General features: G+C 58.0%; 18 protein-coding genes. 3 read left to right on the top strand and 15 right to left on the bottom strand.

Translation table 11 applies throughout. The features are described 5' to 3' along the window. The first annotated feature begins 4 nt into the window (after nucleotides 1-4). The gene (locus tag CLH62_RS09230; protein ID WP_099617874.1) at nucleotides 5-814 is read left to right on the top strand and encodes an ABC transporter ATP-binding protein; all 810 of its coding nucleotides are present in this window, start codon (nucleotides 5-7) and stop codon (nucleotides 812-814) included. Further along, nucleotides 811-2613, top strand: coding sequence for an AMP-dependent synthetase/ligase (locus CLH62_RS09225; RefSeq protein WP_099617873.1), 1803 nt, complete (start codon nucleotides 811-813; stop codon nucleotides 2611-2613). The genes CLH62_RS09230 and CLH62_RS09225 overlap by 4 nt, the downstream gene beginning before the upstream one ends. Here the strand turns inward: CLH62_RS09225 and CLH62_RS09220 are convergent. From CLH62_RS09220 to CLH62_RS09205, 3 genes are all read right to left on the bottom strand, one after another. Continuing rightward, nucleotides 2610-2930, bottom strand: a complete 321-nt coding sequence (locus tag CLH62_RS09220) for a hypothetical protein (protein ID WP_099617872.1) — start codon at nucleotides 2928-2930, stop codon at nucleotides 2610-2612. The two genes, CLH62_RS09225 and CLH62_RS09220, sit on opposite strands and share 4 nt — an antisense overlap. 257 nt (nucleotides 2931-3187) lie before the next feature. After that, nucleotides 3188-4291 carry a PilT/PilU family type 4a pilus ATPase gene (locus tag CLH62_RS09210; RefSeq protein ID WP_099617871.1) on the bottom strand — a complete coding sequence of 368 codons (1104 nt, stop codon included), beginning with the start codon at nucleotides 4289-4291 and terminating at the stop codon, nucleotides 3188-3190. Between the two features lie 23 nt (nucleotides 4292-4314). Further along, a complete protein-coding gene (locus CLH62_RS09205; protein WP_099617870.1) occupies nucleotides 4315-6531 on the bottom strand; it encodes a GspE/PulE family protein in 2217 nt (738 codons plus the stop codon). A gap of 217 nt (nucleotides 6532-6748) precedes the next feature. On the opposite strand from CLH62_RS09205, the gene CLH62_RS09200 reads away from it, so the two are divergent. Further along, entirely contained in the window at nucleotides 6749-9340 is a 2592-nt protein-coding gene (locus CLH62_RS09200; protein WP_228152815.1) for a bifunctional diguanylate cyclase/phosphodiesterase, read from the top strand. A 60-nt stretch (nucleotides 9341-9400) separates the two neighbouring features. Here the strand turns inward: CLH62_RS09200 and CLH62_RS21650 are convergent, their stop codons facing one another. The 12 genes from CLH62_RS21650 to phnF all read right to left on the bottom strand — a co-directional run bounded on the left by CLH62_RS21650 (nucleotide 9401) and on the right by phnF (nucleotide 18306). Then, nucleotides 9401-9736 carry an amidohydrolase family protein gene (locus tag CLH62_RS21650; RefSeq protein WP_228152814.1) on the bottom strand — a complete coding sequence of 112 codons (336 nt, stop codon included), beginning with the start codon at nucleotides 9734-9736 and terminating at the stop codon, nucleotides 9401-9403. Continuing rightward, nucleotides 9672-10508 carry a transglutaminase domain-containing protein gene (locus CLH62_RS21375; protein WP_099617868.1) on the bottom strand — a complete coding sequence of 279 codons (837 nt, stop codon included), beginning with the start codon at nucleotides 10506-10508 and terminating at the stop codon, nucleotides 9672-9674. Before CLH62_RS21375 ends, CLH62_RS21650 begins: the two co-directional genes overlap by 65 nt. After that, nucleotides 10505-10930: a hypothetical protein gene (locus CLH62_RS09185; protein ID WP_099617867.1), complete on the bottom strand. Its 426-nt coding sequence runs from the start codon at nucleotides 10928-10930 to the stop codon at nucleotides 10505-10507. Before CLH62_RS09185 ends, CLH62_RS21375 begins: the two co-directional genes overlap by 4 nt. Before the next feature lie 86 nt (nucleotides 10931-11016). Continuing rightward, nucleotides 11017-11643 (bottom strand): ribose 1,5-bisphosphokinase, encoded by a 627-nt coding sequence (gene phnN, locus CLH62_RS09180; protein ID WP_099617866.1) that lies wholly within the window; start codon nucleotides 11641-11643, stop codon nucleotides 11017-11019. 10 nt (nucleotides 11644-11653) lie between these two features. After that, nucleotides 11654-12841: an alpha-D-ribose 1-methylphosphonate 5-triphosphate diphosphatase gene (locus CLH62_RS09175; protein ID WP_099617865.1), complete on the bottom strand. Its 1188-nt coding sequence runs from the start codon at nucleotides 12839-12841 to the stop codon at nucleotides 11654-11656. Next, on the bottom strand, nucleotides 12838-13542 hold the full coding sequence (gene phnL, locus CLH62_RS09170; protein ID WP_099617864.1) for a phosphonate C-P lyase system protein PhnL: 705 nt from the start codon (nucleotides 13540-13542) through the stop codon (nucleotides 12838-12840). The genes CLH62_RS09175 and phnL overlap by 4 nt, the downstream gene beginning before the upstream one ends. A gap of 31 nt (nucleotides 13543-13573) precedes the next feature. Further along, nucleotides 13574-14383 (bottom strand): phosphonate C-P lyase system protein PhnK, encoded by an 810-nt coding sequence (gene phnK, locus CLH62_RS09165; RefSeq protein ID WP_099617863.1) that lies wholly within the window; start codon nucleotides 14381-14383, stop codon nucleotides 13574-13576. After that, nucleotides 14380-15270 (bottom strand): alpha-D-ribose 1-methylphosphonate 5-phosphate C-P-lyase PhnJ, encoded by an 891-nt coding sequence (locus CLH62_RS09160; RefSeq protein WP_099617862.1) that lies wholly within the window; start codon nucleotides 15268-15270, stop codon nucleotides 14380-14382. The genes phnK and CLH62_RS09160 overlap by 4 nt, the downstream gene beginning before the upstream one ends. Next, nucleotides 15267-16466 carry a carbon-phosphorus lyase complex subunit gene (locus tag CLH62_RS09155; protein ID WP_099617861.1) on the bottom strand — a complete coding sequence of 400 codons (1200 nt, stop codon included), beginning with the start codon at nucleotides 16464-16466 and terminating at the stop codon, nucleotides 15267-15269. The genes CLH62_RS09160 and CLH62_RS09155 overlap by 4 nt, the downstream gene beginning before the upstream one ends. Before the next feature lie 2 nt (nucleotides 16467-16468). Further along, nucleotides 16469-17098: a phosphonate C-P lyase system protein PhnH gene (gene phnH / locus CLH62_RS09150; RefSeq protein WP_099617860.1), complete on the bottom strand. Its 630-nt coding sequence runs from the start codon at nucleotides 17096-17098 to the stop codon at nucleotides 16469-16471. 3 nt (nucleotides 17099-17101) lie between these two features. Further along, nucleotides 17102-17578, bottom strand: coding sequence for a phosphonate C-P lyase system protein PhnG (gene phnG / locus CLH62_RS09145; RefSeq protein WP_099617859.1), 477 nt, complete (start codon nucleotides 17576-17578; stop codon nucleotides 17102-17104). Then, nucleotides 17575-18306: a phosphonate metabolism transcriptional regulator PhnF gene (gene phnF / locus CLH62_RS09140; RefSeq protein ID WP_099617858.1), complete on the bottom strand. Its 732-nt coding sequence runs from the start codon at nucleotides 18304-18306 to the stop codon at nucleotides 17575-17577. Before phnF ends, phnG begins: the two co-directional genes overlap by 4 nt. Nucleotides 18307-18355 lie beyond the last annotated feature (49 nt).

Genomic DNA, 18355 nt, shown 5'->3' with positions numbered 1-18355 from the left:
CTGTATGGAAGCCTTACTGGAAATCGATAACATCGAGGTGGTTTACAACAAGGCAGTGCAGGTCCTTCGGGGCCTGTCACTGCGGGTTCCGGAGGGCGCCATCGTGGCGCTCCTCGGTTCCAACGGTGCCGGCAAATCCACCACATTGAAAAGCGTTTCCGGCCTGTTGACCCTGGAAGACGGTGAGGTGACCGCCGGAGAAGTCCGGTTCCAGGGCAAGGATGTAAAAGGCACGCCACCGGAGAAACTGGTGCGCAACGGGTTGTTCCATGTGATGGAAGGCCGCCGCGTGTTTGAGGACCTGACAGTGGAAGAGAACCTCGTTGCCGCCACCTACGCGCTCAGTGGCAACAAGCCCACCCTGAGCGACAGCTATGAGCTGGTTTACAACTACTTCCCGCGCCTGAAGGAGCGTCGCAAACAGCTGGCGGGGTATCTGTCTGGCGGTGAACAGCAGATGCTGGCCCTGGGCCGGGCTCTGATTGCCCAGCCGAAGCTGATCATGCTGGACGAGCCGTCACTGGGTCTGGCGCCGTTGCTGGTGGAAGAAATCTTCACCATTGTGGCGCGGATCAACCGGGAGCAGGGCACCGCTATTCTGCTGGTGGAACAGAATGCCGCCGTTTCTCTGGCGATCGCCTCTTATGGCTACATCATGGAGAACGGCAAGATCGTAATCGACGGGCCGGCGGATAAACTCACCGCCAACGAGGATGTCCGGGAGTTTTACCTGGGAGTTGGCGGCAAGGAAGGCGAGGCTCGCAGTTACCGAGACATCAAGCACTACAAACGCCGTAAACGGTGGCTTTCATGACAACACCTTCGATACCCGATCTTACCCTGACGCAGATGTTGCGGGCCCACGCCCAAGGCCGGCCTGAATCGCTGGCCCTGCGCCAGAAAGACTTCGGTATCTGGCAGGCCTATTCCTGGCGGGATTACTACGAGCGTGCCCGGCATTTCGGGCTGGGGCTCCGTGCCCTCGGCCTTGATGAGGGCGGCCATGTGGCGATCATCTCTGAGAACCGGGTGGAGTGGGTCATCGCCCAGATGGGCATCGGCATGGTCCGGGGTATCTGTGTTGGTGTTTATCCGACCAGCCCGTGGAATGAGGTGGCCTACGTTCTTGAGCACAGCGATGCGGAATTTGTGGTGTGCGAGGATCAGGAGCAGACCGATAAGGTGCTGGAAGCCTGGCCAAACCTGCCGAAACTCAAACACTGCATTGCGATCGATATGAAGGGCCTTCGTTATTATCCTGAGCCTCCCGCAGCGTTCGATGACATCGAAGCCCGTGGTCGGAAGTATGAAAAAGAACACCCCGGCCTGGTGGATGAATTGCTGGACGGCCAGAAGATGGACGACACCGCCCTGATGATCTACACCTCCGGTTCCACCGGCCGCCCCAAAGGGGCCATGATCAGCTGGGGAAATCTCCACGACGCGGCGCCTGGGCTGATTGAGCTGCTTAAGGCCGATGAGCATGGCTCCAGTCTGTCCTACCTGCCGCTATGCCACGTGGCCGAGCAGGCGTTTACCAACATTGCGCCAGTCTACGTGGGTAGTACGGTCAGCTTTGGCGAAAGCCTGCGAACAATTCAGGAAGACTTGCGGGAAATTGCGCCAACCTTTTTCCTGGGCGTGCCCAGGATCTGGGAGAAGCTGCATTCCTCCATTTACATCAAGATTCAGGAAACCGGCCGGTTCAGGAAAGGGCTGTTCAACTGGGCCATTCGGGTCTGCTCGCCGATGGCTACCAAGCCCCGGGCGCAGTGGAGCCTGAAAGAAAAGTGTCTGTACGGTCTCAGTTATTTTCTGGTGCTGCGGGCGCTACAGAACTTTATCGGCCTGCGCCAATGCACCATTGCGTTGACGGGGGCAGCCCCCATCTCCACGGGAATTCTGGAGTTTTTCCGGACCATCGGCATCCCCCTGGTGGAAGTCTATGGCCAGACGGAAAGCACCGGCGTTGCCACGGCCCAGCCGGTGGATGATGTGCACCTTGGAACCGTGGGGGTCGCCGTTTCCGGCGTCGAGGTGAAACTCGGTGAGCATAACGAAATCATCATGCGCGGCGGCAGCGTGTTCAAGGGCTATTACAAGAACGACGAGGCGACGGCCTCAACCCTGATGGACGGCTGGCTGCACACGGGCGATGTCGGGGAATGGCGGGATGGCCAACTCAAAATTGTCGATCGCCTCAAGGACATCATGATTACCGCGGGGGGTAAGAACCTCTCGCCGACGGAGATCGAGAACACCATCAAGGCCAGTCCCTATATCAAGGAGTGTATTGTGATTGGCGAGGCCCGGAAGTACGTTTCCGCACTGATCCAGATCGATTTCGAGACGGTGGCCAAATGGGCGGAGCAGGAACGGATTGCCTACACCACCTTCCGGAGCCTGACCGAACAGGAGCGGGTGAATGAGCTGATTCAGGCCGAGGTGAACAAGGGCAATGAACAGCTGCCGCAGGTGGCGCAGATAAAGCGCTTCCATCTGCTGACCAAAGAGCTGGACCACGACGATGACGAAGTGACCGCCACCATGAAGGTGCGCCGGAGCAATATCTACGAAAAATACACCGACGTAATCGAGTCGCTTTACGCCTAGAAGCGGGCGCCTTCTTCGATGTTGGCCCGCTCCAGATAGTGGGTCAGCACTACATTGACCACTGCCAATACGAGGAACAGCAGAATGCCCTTGGGCACCATGGCATGAATGTCAGGATTGGGCGCGGTGCTGGCCGTGACCAGGATCAGGCCGAGGATGTTGCGGGCCAGGCGCATGGTCAGCATGGCGCACAGATAGCCGGACTTGAACGCCGATTCGGCGACTCGCAAACAGCGGCCAAATGCAGGCATCAGGTGGACGGTGTTGAGCAACAGTATGGAAAAAATAACGAGCTGAATAATGCTGAAAATGGTCATGGCCAGAGACTACCAAAAAGACACTGCTGGTTAAAAAACGGCTAAAGCCAATTGTGGTCAGTAAGCCCCACCAATGAGATCAATACCCGGTGTTAAAACCTCACGCCAGGCTGCATCAAGCTCCCTGGTGTATCGGTATTGGTCATTTGCAATAACTGTCCTTGCCTGATGCTCACTGATTTGGGTGAGGCGCGATGATACTCAGAATGACCTGTTGATTCAGTTGAGTTTTGTTAATTATTAGGCAGAACCCGTCCTCAGCTCTGGTCGATACTGAACTGATTGCCGCCTGTGTCCAGGTTGCCGTGCTCCAACCGGATTTTCACTTCGAGATTGTGGCGGGAATCTGCATTAGCCAGAGCTTCTTCCTGACTGATCTTGCCCTGGTGATAAAGCTCCAGAATGGCCTGGTCAAAGGTTTTCATGCCCTGTTCCGGGCTCTTCTCCATGATTTCTCCAATGCCATCGATTTCACCCTTGTTGATCAGATCCTTGATGTAGGGGCTGGCCAGCATCACCTCAATGGCTGCAGAGCGTTTGCCGTCTTTGCCCTTGAGCAAACGTTGGGAAACGACCGCTTTCAGATGCATGCTCAGATCCATGAACAGCTCCCGATGGGTGTTCTCAGGGAAAAAGTTAACGATCCGCCGCATGGTCTGGTCCACGTTGCTTGCATGCAGTGTGGCAATGCAGAGATGGCCGGTTTCGGCGTAGGTGAGGGCCTGCTTCATGGTTTCCCTATCGCGTATTTCACCGATCATGATGACATCCGGGGCTTCCCGCATGGCCCTGCGCAGCGCCTCGGCGTAGGAATGGGTGTCCACTCCGACTTCCCTCTGGTTAACCACACTGTGCTTATGGTGGTGGGTGTACTCGATCGGATCCTCGATGGTGAGGATGTGCCCTGTTCTGTGGCTGTTGCGATGGTCGATCATGGCCGCCAGCGTGGTGGATTTGCCCGACCCGGTTGCGCCAACGACCAGGATCAGCCCCCTGGGTTCCATGATCAGTTGCTCCAGGATGCTCGGAAGACCGAGCGCCTCAATGGTGGGTATCTCGGTTTTCAGGTGGCGAATGACCATGGCCACCTCGCCCCGTTGCCAGAAAACGTTCACGCGGAATCGACCTATCTGGTTGACCCCGACCGCCATGTCCAATTCCAGATTCTTTTCGAATTCGGAGCGCTGCTTATCGTTCATCACCGAGTATGCCAAGTCCTTTACGGCACCTGCCGGTAAAGGTTTCTGGGTGATAGGCCCGGTTTTACCTTCGATCTTGAGCATCACCGGAGCGCCGGTGGAGAGATAAAGATCAGAGGCGCCTTTGTCGGCCATGACCTTGAGATATGCGGGCAATTCCATAAAAACTCCTTGAGTCATCCAGATCAGGAAAGGCGGATGCGGTAAACCTCTGCGACGGAAATGCTGCCATCCCGGGCTTTGCTCAGTGCGTGACTGGTCAAGGGTGTCATTCCGGAAGCAAGGGCCTGCTTTTCCAGTCCATCCACTGAGGTCCCCGCCACAATCATGTTCCTCAGTTCCGGGGTGAGAACCATCAGTTCGTAAACCGCCAGCCTGCCAGAAAACCCGGTGTCGTGGCATGCGTGGCAGCCTTTACCCTTGTAGAAAACCTCATCGCTGCCGATGCCGAGGGTTTCGCGCACCCATGGATCCACGACTTCCTCAGCGATGCAATGGGCGCAATTGCGCCGCACCAGTCGCTGGGCGAGAACACCGTTGAGTGTCCCGCTGATAAGGTAGTCCTCGATGCCCATGTCGATCATGCGCATTACGGTACTGGCTGCGCTGTTGGTGTGTAGCGTGCTTAACACAAGGTGGCCAGTAAGTGCACTCTGAACAGCAATCTGGCCGGTTTCCCGGTCTCTTATCTCGCCAACCATAATGATGTCGGGGTCATGACGAAGCATGTTCCGAAGCGCACTGGCAAAGGTGAAGCCTGCCGGTTCATTCACCTGCATCTGTTCGATGCCCTCCATGTGGTACTCGACGGGATTCTCCACCGTCAGGATGTTCACGCTTTTGGATCGCAATTCGTGCAGGGCTGCGTACAGCGTTGTGCTTTTTCCCGACCCTGTTGGCCCGGTAATGAGTAACATGCCCTGGTTGCGATGAATCAGGTCAACAAATTTCTTCCGGTCAATCTCTGAGAAACCCAGGTCATTAACCGATTTGAGTCCCTGCTGGGTATTCAGAATCCGGATGACGACGCTCTCGCCCTGGATGGTAGGCATCACCGAAATCCGGAGATCCACATCGTGCTTGTCCCAACGCACTGAGGCACGCCCGTCCTGAGGTGTCCGGCGCTCAGTAATATCCATACCACCAATAATCTTGATCCGGCTTACGGCGGCTGCCAGCATGCCTTTATTGAATCGTTTGATGGGAATCATGTCGCCGTTCAGCCGGTATAGAAGCTGAACATAATCTTCTCTCGGGCTAAGGTGGATATCGGACGCATTCTGGCGGATAGCATCCCGGATGACTGAATTCACAAACCGGATGACTGGCTTCTCCTGGCCCAGCTTCTCGATAGCCTGCCGGTTGGGCTGATCGGACGGCGTTTCTACCAGTTCCATCTCCAGCTCTTCAGCCGCCTCCTGACTCTCGGCAGCGCCGTAATAACGATCGATTTCGCGGGCCAGTTCGGATTTCGGCGCCAGGGCGTATTTGACGGGATAGCCGGCCAGGAAGTTCAGGATGTTGAGCGCTTCGGCATCGGATGGATTGCTCAGGGCGACGACAAGATGACGCTCGTGGAACATGAGTGGCAGAACGCTCAGCCTGGCAGCGGTGGTCGCAGGGATAAACTTGATGGCCTTGGGATCTATGTCGAACTCGCCCAGACAAACAAAAGGGACCCCGAGTTTGTAGGCCAGGGCACGCTGAACAGTGTCTTCCGAGACAAGGCCCATGTCGACCAGGATCTGGCCGATCGGGCGCGTGGGCTCCGATCGTTTGCGGTGCAACGCAACGTTCAGTTGCTCACTGTCAAGAACTCCGGACTGGACAAGAATGTCGCCGATGGTTGTTCTGAGGGTTCTGTCGTAACCGGTCTGATCAATCGTTTTGCCGCGCTCCAGCGCCTCAGACAGCTGCCGGGCGTTGACCACTTCCAGAAGGCCTAACGAGAGTGGCGAGTCGTTGTTTTCGGTCGTGGTGGCCGAATCATCTATTGGAGCTGGGGGAGGATTGTTGCCTGAGTCCGGTCCGGTTTGAACCGGAACATGGCCGAGCCTGTAGGTTTTGATTGCCTGCCATGGAACAAACCGTTCGACCAGGTGGACCGTGTCCGAAGCATGCCACACTTCAACGCCGTTGGGGGTGACCACGGCGGACATCATGGTGCCGCTGAGTGTCTGGCCATTGACGAGGTTAACAACGTAGTTCTGGAATTCCTGGCGATTTCCCACCTGGCTGGCGTGCAGAGGGCGGTCTATGTGAGCAATCAGTGGCCATTGGATCGCTATAGGACTATTGTCTTCTGCTGATAGGAGGTCAATTCGACCAGAATTGGGCTTCCAGGCGGAGACGGTGCCTACGCGCTGGTGGCCGTCCAGATAATAGATAGTTGCCTGAACCACGGAAATTCCTCATCAGCAGATTGATAGCTTTGCTACAGTGTAGGGGTGACAAGCTTGGTCTGTCGCCAAGTGCTCGAAAAATAACAGGTTGTGAGCCGTTTTAATGACAGAACCAGAAAACCAGATCAGACTGGGTGTGAGTACAGCTTACCGTCTTCCCCTTTTATTGTATGTTTTTGCTCTGATCGTCCTCGTTTTGTCAGCGAGCTACGTTGCATTGAGTAACTATGACCAGGCTACAAAAACGGCGAGTAGTCGGTCTGCAGCCCGCGCCGATCTGGCGGCCGAACTGGTCGCCAACAAACTTCTGTCCACCCGATATGGTTTACGAACCCTGGCGGGATTTCTCCAGCCCCTGATTTATCAGGCCAACATTCTCCCGGCCTCCGGTCTTGAGAGCATTGAGCAGTTGCTCGACGACAAGCTGTCCGGTCTGGAGTTTGTTGACGAGCTGTTTGTGGCAGATCTGGCAGGTAATGTCATCCACTCCTCATCAAAAAAGGATGCGGGAAGGATCCCTGGCTGGTCGTTCCTCAAACGGCGATTTGATGAAAGCTCGGGCGATGATCTGGTTACACCACTGTATACCGATCCTGACAGTGGAGAGCTCTGGATCTGGGGAATGAGGAAGTTGCGTGCTGGTACGGGTGAGTTCGTTGCTGTTATTGCCGCGCCCCAATCACCGGCGGTAATTGCCGACTCCCTGGCAGGGCTGTCTTTATCTGAAGGTCAGAGTATTGCGATTATCGACGAATCTTTGAGGCTGGTTGCCCGACTGCCGGCGGTTGTGGAGGGTCCGGGGCGCCAGGGGGCTCTCATCAATGAGCTGTATACCCGTCGATTTGTCGAAAGTGGCTCCGACAGCGAACAGGCTATTCTCAAGTCTCCAATTGATGGCGAGAAACGGTTTTACGCCTTTCAACGGGTTCTGGATGCTCCCTATATAGTGGTTGTCGGGGAGAAAACATCGGTTGCTTTGCAGGGCTGGCGACACAGTCTCTGGGCTTCAGGTGCAGGGGTTCTGTCGGTTGCCGTTGTTGGCCTGTTCTTTCTGAGACAGTTTTACCGAAGGGTATCGGTGGAAAAAGAACTGGTTCAAGAAAATCGTGAGCGGAAAAGTCTGCAATTCGAGGCTCAGGCCAATGAAGCTGAGCTGCGAATTGCCTCCACCGCATTCGAGACACACCTCGGTATCATGATCACCGACGAGAATGGGTTGATACTTCGCGCTAACAGGGCGTTTTCACGTATTACCGGCTATGACGAACATGAAGTCGTGGGTAAAAGCCCGCGTATTCTCCAGTCGGGTCTGCAAGATGCTGAATTCTATAATCATCTCTGGTCCCGGGTCCGGGAAACGGGCTCGTGGGAGGGTGAAATCTGGAACCGCCGCAAGACTGGCGAAGTCTATGCTGAATGGCTCACGATCACCGCGATTTATGGAGGGTCTGGCGCTGTCCAGAACTACGTGGGTACCTTTCACGACATTACCAAACGCAAAGAAGCCGAGCGGGAAGCCCACCGACTGGCGTTCTATGATTCGCTGACAGGGCTTGCAAACCGGGCACTGCTTGAAGAGCGGATTTCCGAGGTATGCAAAGCGAATACCCGGCAGAACACCCATGCTGCGCTCTTGTATCTCGATATTGAACAGTTCCGGGCCGTGAATGATGCCAGGGGCTACGGAGTGGGAGATCTGGTTTTGAAGTCCCTCGCCGGGAAGCTCGTTCGTGTGGTGCGCGAGAGTGATACCCTGGCCCGAATCGGAGGTGACGAATTTGCTGTCCTGCTGGTCAATCTCGATTCCTCCCAAGAGGTTGCGGCCCGATCGGTAGAGGGTGTTGCCGAGAAAATTCTTCAGGTGTTCTCCAGTCCGATCGACGTTCTGGACTACAGGATACAAGTAGAGATCAGCATTGGCATTACCCTGATGGATGGGCGGAATACACGGCCTGATCAGCAGGTTCAGAGAGCTGAGCAGGCTACCCAGCAGGCAAAAGAGCGGGCGAGACTGCGGGGCGAGAAACGCATCGCTTTTTTCAATCCCGATATCCAGGAAAAGATTGTTCAGCACGTCCTAATCGAGGAAGAGTTGCGCAATGCCCTGGCCGAGGAGCAGCTGGTTGTGTTTTTCCAGCCCCAGATCCGGAATCCGGACCAGCTGCTTGGGTACGAAGTACTTTTGCGCTGGCGGCACCCGGAACGGGGAATGATATCGCCTGTTGTTTTCATACCGATAGCTGAACAAAGCCGGCTGATCCTGCCGATTGGACTGTGGGTTCTGGAACAGGCCTGTGAGAGGCTCGCGGCCTGGCAGAGAGACCCGGCAAGATCGGGGCTCAGTCTTGCCGTCAACGTCAGTATCGTCCAGTTTCAGAGTGATAGTTTTACAGCGCAGCTGGGGCAGATCCTTGAGAAGACCGGCGCCCCGCCACACTTGTTGAAGCTTGAGGTGACTGAAAGCCTGTTGATGGATGACCCGGAGCGGATCACAGAAATAATGATGGGTCTCCGCTCTTTGGGGATTCGTTTTTCACTGGATGACTTCGGCACGGGTTATTCGTCCATGAGCTACCTGAAGCGGCTGCCGCTGGATCAGATCAAGATCGACCAATCCTTTGTGCAAGAGGTTACAACCAACCTCGCAAGTTCGGCGATTGTGGAATCCATTGTCGGATTGGCCAAAGGCCTGGGGTTGGAAGTGATCGCCGAGGGGGTCGAGACGGAAGAGCAGAGAAAGTGGCTGGTTGAGCATGGGTGCCTGAATTTTCAGGGTTACCTGTTTGGTCGACCGGGAGAAGAGGTCTGACCGCCCTGGTGCGGCCACCAACCGGGACTGTACCAGTGTCAAACAAACTCGACCTGTCCGTTAGCCTCCCCCCACAGTGCTGGTCCCGCCACTCTGGAAAACCGGCGTCCCAGCCACCAGTGTGGCCTGCAGTGACAGCGGCGAGCAATCGAGTTCGCTTAACAGCAGGAGATCGGCGTCAAAGCCGGGCGCTATAAGCCCTTTGCTGGTGCCCAGCAGGCCGGCGGCTTTTGCCGGGTTCTCGCTGACCATTTTCCAGGCCTGGTCGAGCGGCAGCAGGCCATACTCTGCTGCGACAAAAGGCGCGCGGAACAGTCTGGGGTAAAGGTAATCACTTGTTTGTTGAGAAGGCTCGCAGCTGACACTTGTCCCAGGTGCCAGCGTCCGAACGCGCAAGAGGTCCAGCCAGCAGCTTGAGCTCAACCTGCTGGCCTTGGCCCGTCGTGTAGCTGTGCCCGAGAGAATGGCCGAAAGCCACTCTATGTCCCGGCCGGGGGTTCAGGCCAGGGCGGGTTTTACCCAATCCCGCTTTCATGTGGTGAGCGACGTCCCACTCCAGTATTTCGCCTTTGTGCCTCGTGATCACCCAGCAATGCATGTCGTTGGTCAGGCCGCCACGTTCCAGGGAGAAGAAATAACCGTAAACGTAACCTGCTTCAAACCCCGCGGCTCGAAGGCTGGCGACCAGGTAAGTGTGGATATCGATACAGGAGCCCGGCGTCAGCCCGCAGGAAAGGTAGGGAACCCTTTCTGTCCCATCGTTGAACCGTATTTCCGGATGCGCGTAGGTGAACCGGGACTCCGCCTCAGCCACAAGCGCCTTGATGCCCGCGAGGCCACCACCGGCTGTGGCCGCGATTTCACGGCTGGCAAACGCCAGCTCGTCCGACGCCTCGGTGTAGCGATTGCGGCGAGGTGCAAACGCTGATTCGGGATAGGCCGCCGTTGGCGGGGCCGGAGAAACCCGATGAGCAAGCTGGACAGATTCGCTCTCTGCCTCAAGAAGCAGCGCGCCTAACCCCAGCTCGGGCTCCATCAACACGTTCACAATTCGCGCGCCTTTTACGTTGGCCGAATTTACCGTGTCGTGACAGGTCGTTATGCCGACTGGCGCCATCACCAAAGAGCCTGGTATTACATTCAAAACATCGATAGTGATAGCCGTCATGTCATGCTCCAAAGCTGGAAGGTAATCCCTGAAAGAAAGGCGCCGATGAGCGCCAGTGCGATATAGAGGCCAAAAACCCGGGGTTTTACCAGCGCCCAGACTGCAAGAGCTGCAGGAAGCGATGTCACCCCGCCGGAGCAGAAGGGCGAGATGCCACCGGCTATCGCCGCCAGCAGGATCACCATCCCGGGCGCACCGGTGAAGGCGCGTGCAATAAGGTTGTCTGCGCCTGTTGCTGAAGCCCAGGCGGCAATGGCAATGGAAAGCACCAGGAAAGGGGCTGTCTCAAGAAGCGCATTGGTCGCAAAAAGTACGCTCTCCAGTGCCTGCTCCGGATCGAGAATGGCCAGCAGCATGATGATTGCCGCCGAGGCCAGCCAAACCCGGAAGTCTTTCCAGAGCCGGCTCAGCCCTTGGCCCATGGCCCATGGAGAGCGCGGGATTAATATCTTGCATAACGTTAGACCCAGTTTTGTAAATGTCTATTGTTGCCTATTTTCAGTCGCGGTTATGGGCACTTGTGGAGTTCGCAAGGCGTGCGGTTGGTTTGTGTCTCAGCAATTACGGTCAACAGCCTCGACACGGCCGCTTCAACGGTGCCATTGTTCTCGATCACAAGGCAGTCCGGAGGAAGCTGTTGCTCCAGTTCCCGGGCGCGGCGGATCCGGGCTTCGATTTCCTCTGCGCACTCCCGTCCCCTCAGCGTAAGGCGGCGTTGCAGCCGGTGCGGATCGACGCTGATCAGTACTGGAATAAGCATGCTGCCATAACGTGACCGCGCCTCATCGAGATAGCCGCGGGAGCCATTAACCAGCACCTGGCCACCCTCGGCCAGCCAATGGTCGACCTCCCGACCGATGCCATAGCGAAAACCATTGGCAGACCAGTGCATGGCGAAGGCATTCATTGTTACCCGTTGCTCGAACTCGGCGTCCGAAAGCCAGACATGACTTTCGGTGCCGCCATCCGGCTCCCGGGTAATATAGCGGTGGGCCACAAGCGGGCTGAACCCGTTGTCGGCGCAATCCCTGCAGCCTTTCAGAAGCGTGTCTTTGCCGGCGCCTGATGCTCCCATTATGTAAAACAGGCGACCGGAGCCGGCGTCGATGGTCTGTTGACCGGTTGATCCTGACATCTTCAGCTCCTCAGTAGACCCGCTCGCCACTTCGCCAGACGTTGTGAATGACCGGCAACTGACCTCTTGGCTCCACCAGCACAAGGTCTGCCCGTTTGCCAGGCTCGATCAGGCCGCGGTCATGGAGATTGGCGGATCGTGCCGGGGTTGCCGTGACCGTGGCAATGGCCCGGGCCAGGTCGTAATTGTTGTCTTCCATGGCGGCAAGGCGAAAAGCCGCGTCCAGCATGCTGGCGGGATAGTAATCCGACGACAGGATGTCGAGCACTCCGGCGGCGGCCAGATCGGCGGCTGCAATGTTGCCGGAGTGGGAGCCGCCTCGAACAATATTGGGCGCACCCATCAATACCCGCAATCCCTGGTCATGGGAAGCTTTTGCCGCTTCCAGGGTGGTGGGAAACTCCGCAATACGCATACCGAACTCCGCTGATTCCATAACGTGGTCCAGGGTTGCATCATCATGGCTGGCCAGCGGGATTCCCCGGGCCTGGCAGATGGCAACGATGGCCTTGCGGTTACGGTCGCTGTGCAGGAGGGCGGATTCCTTGCGTTTGCGGGTAAAGGTATCCATTTCAGAATCACTGAGGCCGTGCTTGCCCTGATAATACTGCCGATACTTGTCTTCTCGCACAAACTGACGCTGCCCGGGCGTGTGATCCATGACCGAGACAAGCTGGAGCAGGGGGTGATCGACCAGGTCTTCGAACAGTTTCAGGGTCTCGCCAAAACTGACTTCGCAGCGCAGGTGTAACAGGTGATCAGCCCGCAACATCCCCGCCTTCCGGGTTTCGGCAAGGGCGTCAATGAGGGTTCTCAGATGAGCCAGGCGATTGCTGTCATCGACAACATCACCGACAGACAGCGCGTCGAACACGGTGGTAATGCCGGACGATACAATATGGGCATCGTGGGTCAGCACGGCCGGATGGCTGGGCCAGATCACACCCGGCCGCGGCGAAAAATGCTTTTCCAGGTTGTCGGTATGCAGCTCCACCAGTCCCGGGATCAGGTAGGCCCCCTGGCAGTCGCGGGCTCCGGTTATGGAAGTGTTGCCCCGCTCCAGAGTACTGATCAGCCCATTCCGGACCTTGAGGGTGCCGGTAAAGACCTCGTTTTCCGTTGCGATGCGGGCATTGGTGAGCAGCAATTCATTGCTCTCGAGTTGCGGCCGCTCAAGGGTCAGGTCCATGGCGCTCATGCGGCTTCCTCCTTTGCAGGGCTGGTCAGGGGTATCCGGCGGTCAGCGAGGTGGTCGCGGAGCCCGGCATCGTGGAAGATTCCGACAATGGCTGCGCCGCGCTCCCGGGCCTGCCGGATAAGCGACACCACCACGGCGCAGTTATCCGCGTCCAGTGAGGCAGTGGGTTCATCCAGCAGCAGGATGGGGTAGTCAACGACGAAACCCCGGGCGATATTGACCCGCTGCTGCTCCCCCCCGGAAAAGGTTGAGGGAGCGAGGTGCCAGAGCGTTTCGGGTATGTTCAGCTGGCGCAGCAACCCAGCGGCTTTTTCACGGCAGCTATCCCTGTCTACGCCCAGAGCTCGCAATGGTTCCATGACCACTTCGAGGGTCGATACCCGGGGAATAACCCGCAGGAACTGGCTGACATACCCCAGGGTTTGCCGCCGGATGGTGAGGATCTGCCTTGGTGTTGCCGTTACCAGGTCCACAAGCTCACCCTGGTGCCGAATATGGAGCTGGCCGGACTGGGGCTTGTAATTGGCGTAAAGCGAGCGCAAGAGAGTGCTCTTGCCGGAGCCCGAGCGCCCATCAAGTACCACGCATTCACCAGCGTTGACGTCGAAGGACACATCGGTGAGGACAGGGTAGGAAACACCACCCTGATTGTGCAGGGTAAAACGCTTGTTCAGGTCGTTAACCTGGATCATGACAGTCATTGCAGTTCTCCGGTTCGATCAGAGTGCGGTATCACGGGGTCAACACCGAAGACACCAGCAGTTGGCTGTAAGGATGTTGCGGGTCATCCAGGATCTGGTCGGTAAGACCCTGCTCAACCACCTTGCCGCCACGCATGACCATGAGTCGGTGTGACAACAATCGGGCGACGGCAAGGTCATGAGTGACCAGCACCACTGACAGGCCCAGGTCCACCACCAGGTTGCGAAGCATGTCCAGCAGGCGGGCCTGAACCGAGACATCCAGACCGCCGGTGGGCTCATCCATGAAGACCAGCCGCGGCTGGGTCACCAGATTGCGGGCAATCTGCAGGCGCTGCTGCATGCCGCCGGAAAAAGTGCGAGGCAGGTCATCGATGCGGGCGATGTCGATCTCCACTTCACGCAACCAGGTTTCTCCCGTTGAGCGCAGGGTGCCGTAATGACGCTCGCCGATGGCCATCAGCCGCTCACCAATGTTGGCGCCGGCACTGACGCCCATGCGCAGGCCATCCCGGGGATGCTGGTGAACGACCCCCCACTCCGTTCGGAGCAGAAGCCGCCTCTGGCTCTCGGTAATATCGTAGATGTCGAGTTTGTCGCCCTGCTTGCCGGTGTATTCGATCCGCCCGGAGTCCGGCGTCTGCATGCCGGAGAGACACTGCAGAAGTGTGGTCTTGCCAGACCCGGACTCGCCGACGATGCCCAGAACTTCGCCAGGCCAGAGTTCGAAGTCAACGCCGTCAACACCCTTGCCGGGGGCATAGAGTTTGCGCAGGTTGCTCACTTTCAGCAGCGGCTCGGCCGGGGCCTCGTGAGATGCCGCCAATACGGTGTTGGTCATACGACCTCCATACTCGCGCCAGTATTGAGGCGCTGGTTGCAATAGTCGGTATCAGAGCAGATGAAAATGCGCCCGCCTTCATCGTCGGTGACAACTTCATCGAGAAAGGAGTGGTCCGAACCGCAGAACTCGCAGGTCTGATCCCAACCCTGGATCTCGAAGGGGTGATCCTCGAAGTCCAGACTCTCGACCCGGGTAAACGGCGGGATAGCGTAGATGCGTTTCTCCCGGCCGGCGCCGAACAGTTGCAGTGCTGGACTGCCGTGCATCTTGGGGTTGTCGAACTTGGGTATGGGTGAGGGGTCCATCACATAATGCCCGTTGACCTTGACCGGGTAGGCATAGGTAGTGGCTATATGGCCGAAACGGGCGATGTCCTCATACAGTTTGACGTGCATCACCCCGTATTCCTGCAGGGCATGCATCTTCCGGGTCTCGGTTTCCCTCGGTTCAATGAAGCGCAGGGGCTCCGGAATCGGTACCTGGTAGACCAGGATCTGCCCCCGGGTGAGCGGCGTTTCCGGAATCCGGTGACGGGTCTGGATAACACTGGCCTCGGGGGTTGATTCGGTGGTGGCGACGCCGGCTGTGCGGGCAAAAAAGCGCCGAATGCTGACCGCATTGGTGGTGTCGTCTGCGCCCTGGTCAATGACTTTGAGTACATCGTTCTCACCGATCACTGTGGCGGTGACCTGCATGCCACCGGTGCCCCAGCCATAAGGTAAAGGCATCTCGCGGCCGCCGAAAGGTACCTGATAGCCGGGCACGGCCACGGCCTTCAACAGGCACCTGCGAATCATGCGCTTGGTCTGCTCATCCAGGTAAGCGAAGTTGTAGCCGTTCTCCGCCTGGGTGTCAGTGGTTTGTTTAAGGGATGCGGTGGTCATACCTGGTTCGCCTCCCGGCGTTGCTGGGTGTTCACGGTTGGTTCGTCATTGAGATCGGGTGCAGTTGTCGGTTCAACTTGTGGGCTCTGGCCGCCTGATTTGCGCTCTTCGAACTCTTTGCGTAGCCGTCGCAGCAACACCAGCTCGGACTGGAAATCGACGTAGTGGGGTAGTTTCAGGTGAGACACAAAACCCGAGGAGTCCAGGTTGTCGCAGTGAGCGAGTACGAATTCCTCATCTTGTGCCGGCGATACCACATCCTCGCCGAGCTCCCGTGCCCGCAGTGCCCGATCTACAAGCGCCATGGCCAGAGCCTTGCGCTCGGAGTTGCCAAACGCCAGGCCGTAGCCACGGGTGAAACGAGGGGCTTCGGTTTCCGTGCCGCTGAACTGGTTGATCATGTCGCATTCGGTAACCAGGATATCCCCGGCGATAATGGGGAAGCCCAGTTCCTCCGGTACGATTTCCACAACCACTTCGCCCTGGCGGATCTCACCGGCAAAGGGGTGGTTGCGGCCGTAACCGCGCTGGGTGGAGTAGGCCAGTGCCAGTAGGAATCCCTCGTCTCCCCGAGCCAGGGCCTGCAGGCGCAGATCCCGGTCAGCGGGGTAATCCAGCGGCTGGCGGGTCAGATCCGCGGGCGCTTCGGGTTCTGATGGGTTGCCTGACTGTTTCTGGTCGCTTTTCGCCAGCGGGCTTTCAATCAGCCCCTCGTTGTTGAGGAAATCCAGCACCCGCGGGCAGTCTTCCACCGACTCCTCCGCCGGCTGCGTCGTCGATCGCTCGCCATTGGCCAACAGGGTAAAGTCCAGCAACCGATGGGTGTAATCGTAGGTGGGGCCCAGTACCTGGCCGCCGGGAAGATCCTTGTAGGCGGCGGAAATACGGCGTCGGATGGCCATCTTGTTGGTTTCCACCGGACGGGACGCCAGAAATCGCGGCAGCGTGGTGCGGTAAGCCCGCAGAAGGAATATGGCTTCAATAACATCGCCGCTGGCCTGCTTGAGCGCCAGCGCGGCGAGTTCCGGATCGTAAAGAGAGCCTTCGGTCATAACCCGGTCCACGGCCAGCCCCATCTGTTCGCGAATCTGGGCAACGCTCAGCTCTGGCAGTGAGGTGTCGCCGCGACGTGTTTCGTCGAGCCAGCTATGGGCCTGGTCGATGGCTTTCTCGCCACCTTTGACAGCTACGTACATGGTTAAACCTCCACTCGGGTGGTGCGTGGCAGACCCATCAGGCCAGTTCCGGCGGTGAACAGAAGGTCAACACCACAAGGAAAACGACGGCGATTATCGGCCAGCATGCCCGGCCAACGAGGGTCCAGGCCGGCGATGCGGACCTTGCGCACGCCCTCAATCCCGGGGCCGCTCAGGGTCCAGTCGCCAGCTGATTCCAGGCTTTCGACCTGGACGATCAGTGTGGTGGACCGGTCAGGATATTCATGGCTACCTTGGGCAAACCGGGTCAGGTCGCCATCGAAATCGGGTAGTGTCAGGGCAAACTCGGCCAGCCCCGGCGTGTCCACAATCCGGCAGCCACAGTGAAAGCGCAGCGCACTCACCAGGGCATCGGTCCGCAGTGGTGGGGCAATCCACAAGGGGGTTTCCGCATCCAGCAGTGCCAGGCACAGCTGATAGGAGGCGGTGTTTATGCCCGTGGGCGTGTCGCTCACGGGAACGGTTTGCAGCGTCCCGGGCTCTGAGAGCGCGGTGAGTGCGCGACGAAACACCTGTTGAGACTGCTGTACCGGATCGTCGAACCCGGCGCAGAGCCCGGCCAGTGAGAGGGGTGGCGTCACAGATGGACGACTCTCTTTGTTCGTAGTCATTGGCTAGCTCCCTCTGACCATGGTCATGAAGTTCACTTTGGTGGCGGCGGCTTTGCGGGAGACCTGATCACGGCGGCCCAGCCATTTCTTGTGCAGCGGCTGGATCAAGGCAGGACCGTGTTGGCTGCTGTCTTCCTGCATCAGGCCGTCGAACAGTGCTGCCAGTTCAGCATGACGCCGGCTGCGGCCAGTGACATAGCCAAAGCCCTGAACGCCGGCATCCAGCTCCACCACACATCGGGTTAGCGTGACTTCGCCCAGGTTAAACGGCGAACCTGTGCCGCCGGCACGGCCACGCACCATGGCCATACCGATTTCCGGTTTACGCAGGTGGCGGTACTCAGGGCGGTCTGAGAGATTTTGCCAGTATGATTCAAGATCACTCAGATCAGCCCTTGCCAGGACTGACATCCAGAATTGACGGTCGGTGAATTCCGGAGTCGCATCGGTGGACGACGAAAACGCATGGGCGTCGGTCATGGGGTGGTTTCTCCCGTAGGTAAATCGGTGATCCGGGGCTGGACCCTGAACTCGAAACAGTCGGCGCGGCCGCGGGAGATGCTGTATTCGAGCACCTCGTCTGTGCCGGCACGAACATTGTTGGACTTCACTACCAGCACAGGCATGTGTCTGGGATATTGCAGAAAATCGGCTTCCCTCCGGCTGGGCAGGGTGGTGCTGATCAGAGCCTGTTTGCGAAGCAGCTTGATGCCATGGTGGTGTTCAATGTGGGCATGCAGTGAGCCGCCGCGATAGTCGACTTCCAGGCCGGGAAAGGCCTCGCGCCGCAGGTAGTGGCTGATCAGATTGACTGGCTTTCCATTCACGCTGCGCAGGGTGTCCACCTGCAGGACCGGCGTGCCAGCGGGAATCCCGCTTGCACGGGAAAAACGCTCTTCTGCCACCAATACCCGGCGCCCGATGACTTCGCTGACAGACGTATGCCCCATGGCTTCCATCGCTTCACTGAAGCGTGCCCGCGCGCCGATGTTGTACTCCAGGGCGTGCTCGACCACGAGGGTTCCCTTGCCCTGCTGGCGCAGCAGCATGCCGGCGTCTACCAGCTGGTCCACTGCCCGGCGCAGGGTGTGGCGGTTGATCGAGAAGCGCTTCGCCAGCTCAGCCTCGGATGGCAGGTAATCTCCGCAAGCCAGGTTTTGACGGATCTCCTGCTCCAGGGTCTGTGCAACGTCTTCGTATAGGGCCATCGGTTTTCCTCTTGTCTAGACAACTTGGCCGATTAAAAAACCCGCATGG

It is taken from the genome of Marinobacter guineae (assembly GCF_002744735.1).
Taxonomy (GTDB): domain Bacteria; phylum Pseudomonadota; class Gammaproteobacteria; order Pseudomonadales; family Oleiphilaceae; genus Marinobacter; species Marinobacter guineae.
Note: the sequence above shows the minus strand (reverse complement) of the source record. Positions and strands in the feature narration are given on the sequence as shown.

What these genes read in the sequence shown, in the direction of transcription:
- CLH62_RS09185 (WP_099617867.1), bottom strand. Translation starts at nt 10,930, where the DNA reads ATGGGCCAAGGGCTGAGCCGGCTCTGGAAAGACTTCCGGGTTTGGCTG.
- phnG (WP_099617859.1), bottom strand. Translation starts at nt 17,578, where the DNA reads ATGACCGACGCCCATGCGTTTTCGTCGTCCACCGATGCGACTCCGGAA.
- phnH (WP_099617860.1), bottom strand. Translation starts at nt 17,098, where the DNA reads ATGACTACGAACAAAGAGAGTCGTCCATCTGTGACGCCACCCCTCTCA.
- CLH62_RS09220 (WP_099617872.1), bottom strand. Translation starts at nt 2,930, where the DNA reads ATGACCATTTTCAGCATTATTCAGCTCGTTATTTTTTCCATACTGTTG.
- CLH62_RS21375 (WP_099617868.1), bottom strand. Translation starts at nt 10,508, where the DNA reads ATGACGGCTATCACTATCGATGTTTTGAATGTAATACCAGGCTCTTTG.
- CLH62_RS09175 (WP_099617865.1), bottom strand. Translation starts at nt 12,841, where the DNA reads ATGAGCGCCATGGACCTGACCCTTGAGCGGCCGCAACTCGAGAGCAAT.
- CLH62_RS09230 (WP_099617874.1), top strand. Translation starts at nt 5, where the DNA reads ATGGAAGCCTTACTGGAAATCGATAACATCGAGGTGGTTTACAACAAG.
- CLH62_RS09160 (WP_099617862.1), bottom strand. Translation starts at nt 15,270, where the DNA reads ATGACCACCGCATCCCTTAAACAAACCACTGACACCCAGGCGGAGAAC.
- CLH62_RS09155 (WP_099617861.1), bottom strand. Translation starts at nt 16,466, where the DNA reads ATGTACGTAGCTGTCAAAGGTGGCGAGAAAGCCATCGACCAGGCCCAT.
- CLH62_RS09210 (WP_099617871.1), bottom strand. Translation starts at nt 4,291, where the DNA reads ATGGAATTGCCCGCATATCTCAAGGTCATGGCCGACAAAGGCGCCTCT.
- CLH62_RS09225 (WP_099617873.1), top strand. Translation starts at nt 811, where the DNA reads ATGACAACACCTTCGATACCCGATCTTACCCTGACGCAGATGTTGCGG.
- phnK (WP_099617863.1), bottom strand. Translation starts at nt 14,383, where the DNA reads ATGACCAACACCGTATTGGCGGCATCTCACGAGGCCCCGGCCGAGCCG.
- phnF (WP_099617858.1), bottom strand. Translation starts at nt 18,306, where the DNA reads ATGGCCCTATACGAAGACGTTGCACAGACCCTGGAGCAGGAGATCCGT.
- phnN (WP_099617866.1), bottom strand. Translation starts at nt 11,643, where the DNA reads ATGTCAGGATCAACCGGTCAACAGACCATCGACGCCGGCTCCGGTCGC.
- phnL (WP_099617864.1), bottom strand. Translation starts at nt 13,542, where the DNA reads ATGACTGTCATGATCCAGGTTAACGACCTGAACAAGCGTTTTACCCTG.